This window comes from Chamaesiphon sp. OTE_75_metabat_556, assembly GCF_031378165.1.
Lineage (GTDB): Bacteria > Cyanobacteriota > Cyanobacteriia > Cyanobacteriales > Chamaesiphonaceae > Chamaesiphon.
Window position 1 is genome coordinate 1 of sequence record NZ_JANNDR010000171.1, and the last position, 3,254, is coordinate 3,254.

Here is a 3,254-nt window from a genome sequence, read left to right on the forward strand (position 1 = left end):
TGGGAGTGGCGAAGTTAGCTGAAGGTGCTTTTGGGTTAAATTGGAGACTAGTCGCTGCTGGTTCGGTGATTTCGATCGCGCCTGTCTTAATTTTATTTATGTTCGTCCAACGTTATATCGTACCTACCACTACTAGTAGCGGTAGGTACGATATAACGTTGGACGAACATAAATAAAATTAAGACAGGCGCGATCGAAATCACCGAACCAGCAGCGACTAGTCTCCAATTTAACCCAAAAGCACCTTCAGCTAACTTCGCCACTCCCAATGGCAACGTGTAATAAGCATCATCTTGGAGGATAATTAACGGCCACAAAAAATCACTCCACGCGCCGATAAATACAAAAATTGCCAGAGTAACTAAGGAGGGGCGAATGGCAGGTAACATCACACTCCACCAGATCCCAATTTCCCAACAACCATCCATCCGCGCAGCTTCTTCGAGTTCCTTTGGTACGGATTGGAAAGCTTGACGCAATAAGAAAATACCAAATGCTGAAGCTAAATTCGGTAAAATTACCCCCAAGTAAGTATTCATTAAACCCAATTGAACGGCAATGATATACAGGGGGATCATCACGATCTGAAAGGGAATCATAATCGTCGAAACCACGATCGCAAAGATGGCCTCTTTCCCTTTAAATTCTAATCTAGCGAGTGGGTAAGCTGCCAATGCACAAAATATCGTGTTGATAATCACGCTCAGAATGGCAACGATAATACTATTCACGAAATAGTGGGAAAACGAATTATTGTTACTTTGCCAAACGGTAACTATATTTTCTAAAGTTGGGTGGCTGGGGAATAATTGCGGCGGCGATTGGAAAATATTTTCATCTGCTGATTTGAGTGACGTACTCAATAGCCATAGTAATGGAAATAGCATCAAACACGCGATCGCGCTCAAGCCACCATAGATTTTGATTAATTTCCCGATCGAGGACTGCCAAAAAGTAGTGTTCGCGGGACGGGTTGATGGCGATTGCAACATGTTTGGGTCGATTCTCCTTGTCAAAGCTTAGTCTCACGATCGAAACCACGATCGATCTTACGTCGATCTTCGCCACTTTGATAACATTAGCGATCGGGACAGGGTCTAAATCTTTGTCCCGCCAAGCTGTCTTTCTTTTCTCGCTCAATCTGGAGGGAACCTCCAGGGCGCGAGCCGCAACTGTCAACTGTTAAACGATCCTTCTGCTCGACTGGAGGCAATTTGCGATCGAAAAAGGGGTACCCTATAGTAACGGTATTTTACAACTTGTAAATTTTAGTTACGAGTTGTCAGCATTATGAACAAGGTATATCATTGATATAATGAGTATTTATACCTACCAAGATTAGATACTAACGTTGTCCAGCAGTGAAGTATCCCACTCGATCCTCATCGCATCTCTATGATTTCTGAATTTCCCTGGCTCACTGCGATTATTGCGTTTCCACTGATAGCTGCCCTGGCTATTCCCGTGCTACCCGACACCAATGGTAAAACTGTGCGGTTCTATGCACTGGGTATCGGGATCTTAGAATTATGTTTGATCATCTATACATTTGCAACCCAGTACGACTTCGACAACTCCAGCTTGCAGTTGGTCGAGCGATATAGTTGGGTACCCCAATTAGGATTGAATTGGTCGCTGGGCGTAGATGGATTATCGATGCCCTTAGTGGTATTGACGGGGTTTGTGACGACGCTGGCAACCTTTGCCGCTTGGAACATCACGCTCAAGCCGCGTCTATTTTTTAGCTTGATGCTGGTGATGTACAGTGCTCAGATTGCAGTCTTCTTGGCTCAAGATCTGCTGATGTTCTTCATGCTCTGGGAGCTAGAATTAGTTCCGGTCTACCTGATTATTTCGATCTGGGGCGGCGGACAAAGGTTTTATGCGGCGACGAAATTCATTTTATATACAGCATTAGCTTCGATCTTTATTCTGCTGGCAGCACTGGGATTAGCTTTTTACGGCGATACGGTGACTTTTGATATCACTGCCCTCGGACTCAAAGAGTACCCGATCGGCTTAGAATTATTAGCCTATACAGGTTTACTGATCGCTTTTGGCGTCAAACTACCGATTTTCCCCTTCCATACTTGGCTGCCGGATGCTCATGGTGAGGCTCCCGCACCTGGGTCGATGATTTTGGCAGGGGTATTGCTGAAGTTGGGCGGCTACGCCCTGATTCGGTTGAATGCAGAAATGCTGCCCCACGCGCATGTATATTTTGCCCCTGTATTGGCGGTGTTGGGTGTCGTGAATATTATCTACGGTGCCTTAGCAGCTTTCTCGCAAGACAATCTCAAGCGGCGGTTGGCTTATTCGTCGATCTCGCACATGGGCTTTGTGCTGATTGGGATTTCTTCCTTTACTGCGCTGGGCGTCAATGGCGCGATGCTGCAAATGATTTCTCATGGTGGGATTGCCGCAGTCTTGTTCTTCCTATCTGGGGTGATTTACGAGCGGACGCATACGCTATCGATGGATAAGATGGGTGGGATTGCCAAATCGATGCCGACCACGTTTGCCATGTTTACGTTTGCATCGATGGCATCCTTGGCTCTACCTGGGATGAGCGGTTTTGTCAGCGAATTGTCAATTTTCTTGGGCTTGACGACTAGCGATGTGTATAGCGACGGGTTCAAGATTGGGATTGTGTTCTTGGCAGCGGTGGGCTTATTAATTACACCGATTTATTTACTATCGATGTTGCGTCGCGTCTTTTTTGGCAAGCTGGAAGCTGGGGGGGAAAGTTGGGGGGATGCCAAACCGCGCGAATTAGCGATCGCGATGTGCCTGCTAATCCCGATTATTGGGATTGGTTTATATCCCAAGCTGGTGACGCAAACCTATGACATCACGACGACTGCTGTTGTCGCTCATCTACGCGAAGCTTTACCGACAGCGGTTGCCGAGCATCAAGAGACTAATTTGTATGCTCGATCGATCTTAACTGACTCGAAAGCAACGATCGCTTCACCGAATATTCCCAGTAAATTGGCAAGTCTCTTACCGTAGCTAAAATATTAAGCTCTTAATTGCCCGCGCCCATTAACACAGTGCAGGCGAGCGAGATTGATAACACGCTCTAGAAGTAATGCCTACTCTCAAGCATAACGAAACCTGATGACTCTCATCAGTTCTGCAAACCTGAGAAACGTTTACAAACGTTAACAATAACGTTAGATTAGGTTTATACATAAAAAACATTCCGTTCTACCGAGAACACCAAGCAATCATAACCAATGACCACAACCTTA

2 protein-coding genes are annotated in these 3,254 nt (G+C 45.9%); one reads left to right on the top strand and one right to left on the bottom strand.

What is annotated here, in order from left to right; all coding sequences use genetic code 11:
- Window positions 1-92 precede the first annotated feature (92 nt).
- Complete coding sequence (locus RMO27_RS07260) at window positions 93-992, bottom strand: carbohydrate ABC transporter permease (protein ID WP_396133638.1); 900 nt, start codon at window positions 990-992, stop codon at window positions 93-95.
- Window positions 993-1,395: 403 nt separating this feature from the next.
- Here RMO27_RS07260 and RMO27_RS07265 point away from each other — a divergent pair, with 403 nt between their 5' ends.
- The gene (locus RMO27_RS07265; RefSeq protein WP_309730964.1) at window positions 1,396-3,012 is read left to right on the top strand and encodes an NAD(P)H-quinone oxidoreductase subunit 4; all 1,617 of its coding nucleotides are present in this window, start codon (window positions 1,396-1,398) and stop codon (window positions 3,010-3,012) included.
- Window positions 3,013-3,254 lie beyond the last annotated feature (242 nt).

What these genes read in the sequence shown, in the direction of transcription:
- RMO27_RS07265 (WP_309730964.1), top strand. Translation starts at nt 1,396, where the DNA reads ATGATTTCTGAATTTCCCTGGCTCACTGCGATTATTGCGTTTCCACTG.
- RMO27_RS07260 (WP_396133638.1), bottom strand. Translation starts at nt 992, where the DNA reads ATGTTGCAATCGCCATCAACCCGTCCCGCGAACACTACTTTTTGGCAG.